The sequence below is a fragment of the Phormidesmis sp. 146-20 genome, from assembly GCF_052939475.1.
Map to the genome: position 1 here is coordinate 40,264 of NZ_JBJPHT010000051.1, position 6,000 is coordinate 46,263.

Genomic DNA, 6,000 nt, shown 5'->3' on the forward strand with positions numbered 1-6,000 from the left:
GTTCACGGCTTCTGCCCCCCAAGCTGCCAATTTTGGCGGACTTTCAGAGAGGAATTCTGGTTCAAAGTCCCTCACTCGTGGGGGATTTAGGGGGCGTTCCTGGATCTAAAAGCGAAGCGAAGCGTTCATCGAACTGACGTTAGAGCAAGATTTTCAAATCAAAGTCCCTCACTTGTGGGGGATCTAGGGGGCTGCCCGGATTGACGACCGCAGCGAAAGATTCCGTCGAATTGGCGTTAAAAAAATTCTACGGCTGCCAACGGACGATCGTCTGCTGGTAGATTTCAATCATGCGATCAATCTTGCGTTCCCAGTCAAAGTGTTGGGCGACTCGCGCTTGTCCGGCTTGTCCCATCTGCGATCGTAGCGCTGGGGACTCAGCCAACTTCAACATCGCATCCGTAAACCCCTTCACCAAAGCCTCTCTAGAAGTTGGATCGATCAAAAATCCGCAGTCTGCATTTACATAGTCCATCGGCCCACCCCAGTTAGTCGCAATCACCGGGAGTCCCATTGCCATTGCTTCTAAGACCACGGCTCCCCCACATTCGAGTAAGCTGGTGAGTACCAATCCATCCGCCGCCTGTAGCCTACTCGCACAGTCTGATTGTGAAAGAAAGCCCGTAAATTTAACGTGATCAGACAGCTTGAGGCTGGCAGATTGGGCTTCTAGTTGTTGCCGCAGTACCCCATCGCCAATGATTTCTAAAATCGCTCCCGTCTGAGCCGCAACAGGCTGAAAAGCATCTAACAACAAATCGACCGCTTTCCAATCGACCAGACGACCAATATAGACAAACTGAACGCAGCCGTAGGGATCTTTGGGCTGGGGAGTGGACGATCGCCACACAGACAAATCCACTCCATTTTCTACCAGTTCGATTACCGTTCCACGAATCCCGGCTGGGAGTGCTTGTTTTGTACGCTGATTAGCAACCAGGAGCGTCTGTGCCTTCAGTTTGCCAGGTAAAAGGTGATTGCACCCATTGGAGACTGATCGCCCCAGTGAGACTGCCCGTTCTACCCAGTGACTTTGGCGCGATCGAAAAGCAGGCGGATACTCCATTCCTCCATTCATGGGCCCGATGACGACAGGCGCTCCGATCGCAAACATGAGCGACGGCTGCTTGGGAGATACGGGAATTGGCTCATGAACGACATCGATCTGGTGTTCTCGCACTAATTGACACACAATTCGATGCTGAATCATTTGAGTGTATAGGTGCATCAAAAGTCCTGTCGTTGCGCCTGCTATCTGCCCTGGCAACAGTTTTCCTAGCTGATAGAGCGATCGATGTATCCAGGTATCCGCGACGAAGTGCATGTGATCAACCGCTTCGGGAAGCAACGTTTGCAGTTCAGCTTGAGTCCGGGAATGAGCAACTAGCCAGGTGTCGATATTGCGCGATCGCAGCAGACGAAAGTAGTGTAGAGGCAAAAAGGCTTCCCCTCCAAACTTGGCAGAGGCATGTTCAGCAACAATCACAACTTTCATAAACGTTTTTTAATACAGCTCTTCCAGGTCAACTTCTTTGGGACAAGCTCAAAGCACCGAACATTAGACTTTCTGCACGAATCATAGATGCCCTCCGAAGGCTCTTGCGAAGCTAACATTAATCGCCAGGGTATTTTGATTCAAACACGTCATTCCTGCCTGTACTCAATGAGCTTTGTTGGAGCGCCCAACCATCGACTGCCCAAAAACTTGATTGCGCCCCCGGCCTGTGCAAACTTGCCCAACACACAGAAACTAGCATAGAGCAGGGCATGTCTACTACAGACATTCTTCTGACGCTGGTGGACAAAAATTCGACTAAATAACACTAGGTAACCTATTAGCAGAAGTAGGCTGAAACCTTGAGTCACCCCAACCATCCCAAGGGCAGCTATCGGTAAGCCCAACCCCCAAAAAACAATACTTTGAGTTTCGCGTAGCCAGTGTCGATCAGAAGTCTGCCCATGTAGCCAGGCCCCTTCTGCGTAAGCATAGCCCGATCGCAGAGTTCGCTTCCACCATTGTCTGAGATGGGTCATTTGAGCATCGTGCAGGGTCATTTCGGCATCCAGTCGCCAAATCTGCCACCCCGCTTGACGCAATCGAACACAAAGCTCTGGTTCTTCTCCCGCAATCAACGTCGGATTAAAGCCCGCCACTTGTTGAAATGCCTGTACTCGCATCATCGCAATCCCGCCGCATTCTTTTACCTCGCCAACGGGCGTATCCCACTCCATGTCACACAGTCGGTTATAGATTGATAAGTCTGGAAAGCGCTCCCGCACTCGACCACAGACGATCGCTGCTTGATGATTAGTAGACAATTCTGTTTGGGCCAGTTCTAGCCAGCCTTCAACCATTTCACAGTCGCCATCGACAAATTGCACAACCTCGATCGTCGGAGCAATCACCAACAAATGCTCAAATCCTGCGTTTCTAGCGCGCGCTGCCGTAAAGGGAATCGAAAGATCCAAGTTGACAACCGCAACTCCGAGCGATCGGGCCAGTTCTACACTGCCATCGGTTGATCCCGAATCGACATAGACAATCCAAGCTGCCTTACCAATTGCCGACAATAAGCATTGGTGTAATCGCTGACCTTCATTGCGCCCGATCGCAACTAATCCAATTTGATTCAAAATGAGTACCTAAAGGTAGAAAGTCCGTCTCAGGCTAGTTCTGACTTATCAACCAGGCTGACAATTCTAACTAGAAACCTGTGTGATTAATGACTTTGCTTGATGCGGTTATTCATCATTCAACTAAGCAGAAGTCGCCCAACTCACTGCCTCAAATAACATCGGTAATGGTAACAAAACAGCTTGCCGACCACTCATCGCACTAACTTTGCCATCCTTTCAAAAGTGTTTTTGCTCGATCGCCTCCTACACAATAATTAGCAAACTTAATAATTAGCAAACTTAATTTTCCAGTGTTTTTACTGTTAAATCATGATAGAAAGAAAATAGCAATAGGACAGCTTTGGTCTTTTTCAAGTCCTTACAGGGGTGCACTGGGTCAAAAACTCTGATCTTCTCAAAAAGGCACTCAACTCAAATTTATTTCTTGGTGAAGATTATATGAAGCAGTGAGTTCTCTCTGTAATTTCCTGGATACTGATGATGGTGCAGTCGCTAAAACAAGTAAAAGCGATCGTTCTTTGAACACTTATTCACGTTGTGAATACTACAGAGTTTGTAGAGACTTTGGACTCTAGCCTTTGGACAGCGAAGCAGGTTTAGTTTCTTGTCTAATGTCCTGTGTCTGGTGTCTCTTGTCCGAAGAATCCAGCTATTTACCAGAGATCTGTTCTTCTAACCTCAATTTCAACCTCAGAGTAGATTGTTTTAGCAACTTCGATCTACGGCTTTGGGGCGGATTTTAAATGGTTGTTCTCAAGAAAAATGTTAGCGGAGTGTTCATACTATCCTCCATTTAGAAAAGTTAGGTATGTTCAATCCTGAGTTTGGTTCTCTGACTGATTTGAGTTCGGTTAATGTGAATAGCAACGGAGTAGCCGCCCTACAATCGCCGCTATTAGAAAATGGGATCAGCGCCTCCAGTGATCCAGCGATCACGCCGCCCTCTAGTGGGAAGGGACTATTAGGCCAATATTACGACAGCAAATTCAACCGTCTCAAACTAACCCGCACTGATGCAGCGATCGATTTTAACTGGGGAGGCGGATCGCCTGATTCTACTGTTCCGATCGATCAGTTCTCAGTGCGCTGGACTGGAAAAATACAGCCTGCCTACTCCGAAACTTACACCTTCTACACGCTCTCAGATGATGGAGTCAGACTATGGATTAATGGGCAACAAATTATTAACAATTGGACAGACCACCCCCCGATTGAGGACAGCAACGCTATCACCCTGATTGCTGGTCAAAAGTACGACATCAGGCTTGAATACTACGAGGGCACTGGGGGAGCCATCTCCAAACTAAGCTGGTCTAGCCCCAATCAGCCCAAAGAAACCATTCCGCAAGCTCGCCTCTATGAGCCAGATTTGACCCTGCCCACCGCCGACCTAACTGCACCAGATGTCTTCAACAGTGGCGGGACGAGCTACCGCTTTACGGTCACCTACAAAGACACTCAAGCTATCAAACTCGCCACAATTGATCGTCAAGACATTCTAGTGAGTGGGCCCAATCGCTTTAGTCAACCTGCACAGTTAGTCAGTGTTAGCGGCGGGGGCGGTCTGGTGACAGCGACCTACAGCATTGACGTTCCGGGGGGTGCGTGGGATGCGATCGACACAGGCAGTTACACCGTTGTACTTCAAGCAAATCAGGTCAGCGATACAGATAACAACTTCATCCCAGCAGGGACTTTGGGCACTTTTCGGGTCGATCTGGCTCCGCCCACAGCAACGTTTAGGGGGACGACTGCGATCGTGGGTGGAACTGATTATCGTTTTACCATTGTCTACAGTGATGACACAGCCGTTTCTCGCAGAACGATCGACAATCCCAACATCGTGATTAGCGGCCCCAATAACTTTCGTCAGATTGCACAGTTTAATAGCGTCAACAGCGATCGAGATGGTCGCTCACTCACTGTCCTTTATGGCACCAACGCACCAGGCGGCATTTGGGATTCAGCCGATACGGGCACTTACACCATCACCCTACAGCCCAATCAGGTCAGCGATGCTAATAGCAATTTTATGCCTGCTGAAGTGTTAGGCAGCTTTCAGGTTGATTTGACTCCACCGACAGCAACCTTAAGCGCGACACCTATCACTGAGGGAAGTAGCCGCTATACCTTCAGTGTCGTGTATCGAGACGAAAAAGGTGTGAGCCGATCGACGATCGACAATCAAGATATTCTCGTCAACGGCCCTAAGAACTTTAGTCAACTGGCAAAGTTAGTTAGCACCACGCTCGAACCAGGTCGCCCCCTGATCGCAACCTACAGCATTGATGCCCCCGATGGTGTTTGGAAATCAACCGATGCTGGCACTTACTCCCTCGCACTTCAAGCAAACCAGATTAGCGATCTCAATAGCAACTTCACCTCCGCTGGTGTTTTGGGCACGCTCCAAGTCGATTTTGTGGCACCAACGGCCCAACTAGCGGTCTTAACTCCTGTAATTAGAGGCAGTAACCGCTACCGTTTTGAGGTGACTTATCAAGATGATGTTGCCGTGGGACGATCGACGATCGACAATCAAGATATTCTCGTCAACGGCCCCAAAAACTTCAGTCAACTGGCGAAATTAGTCAGTGTTAAAGGTGATGGCGATCGTACGGTTCTGGCTACTTATGAAATCGAAGCGACTGGCGCATGGGATTCAGCCGACACGGGAGACTATAGAATCACGCTACAAGCCAATCAGGTCAGCGATTTGAGCGGCAATTTTGCACCCACGAGCCTTCTGAATACACTACGGGTCAGCTTGCCGGGTGATGATTTCAACGGAGACGGTAAAGCCGATGTGCTGTGGTACAACCCTGACACCCGCAACGTAGAACTGTGGCTGATCAATGGAGTAGAACCGCCCGGAACTAAAATTGTCGGCACGAACAACGCCTCAATCGAACAGATTGGCGACTTTAATGGCGATGGTAAAAGCGATCTGGTGTGGCGTAAAAAAACAGGCGAAGTTGAGATTTGGTTTTTGGATGGGTTCAGTTCGATCGAGAAAGTAACGCTGCCCTATCTGGTGCCTGCTGATTGGAGTTCGACGATCGGCGACTTGAATGGAGACGGCAAAAGCGACCTCTTCTGGCGCAAAGATACAGGCGAAGTGGGCATTTGGCTATTCGATGGCGCACTGCCGACTGCGACCATGTTCCCCTACATCGTGCCTGCTGACTGGACTCAAACCCCAGGTGACTTTAATGGAGATGGCAAGACTGACCTCTTCTGGCGCAAAGATACGGGCGAAGTGGGCATCTGGCTAATGGAGGGCGCAAAAGTGCCGACTGCAACCATGTTGACCTACATCGTGCCTGCTGACTGGACTCAAACCCCAGGTGACTTTAATGGAGATGG

3 protein-coding genes are annotated in these 6,000 nt (G+C 49.3%); 1 reads left to right on the forward strand and 2 read right to left on the reverse strand.

What is annotated here, in order from left to right; all coding sequences use genetic code 11:
- Positions 1–247: 247 nt before the first annotated feature.
- On the reverse strand, positions 248–1,495 hold the full coding sequence (locus ACKFKH_RS27340) for a glycosyltransferase family 4 protein (RefSeq protein ID WP_446861512.1): 1,248 nt from the start codon (positions 1,493–1,495) through the stop codon (positions 248–250).
- Between the two features lie 149 nt (positions 1,496–1,644).
- Positions 1,645–2,634: a glycosyltransferase family 2 protein gene (locus tag ACKFKH_RS27345; RefSeq protein ID WP_446861513.1), complete on the reverse strand. Its 990-nt coding sequence runs from the start codon at positions 2,632–2,634 to the stop codon at positions 1,645–1,647.
- 811 nt (positions 2,635–3,445) lie between these two features.
- Here ACKFKH_RS27345 and ACKFKH_RS27350 point away from each other — a divergent pair.
- The coding region (locus tag ACKFKH_RS27350; RefSeq protein ID WP_446861514.1) for a PA14 domain-containing protein at positions 3,446–6,000 on the forward strand (2,555 nt) is incomplete at its 3' end.

Excerpts from the sequence above, each read along its gene's own strand:
- ACKFKH_RS27340 (WP_446861512.1), bottom strand. The coding sequence starts at position 1,495 with ATGAAAGTTGTGATTGTTGCTGAACATGCCTCTGCCAAGTTTGGAGGG.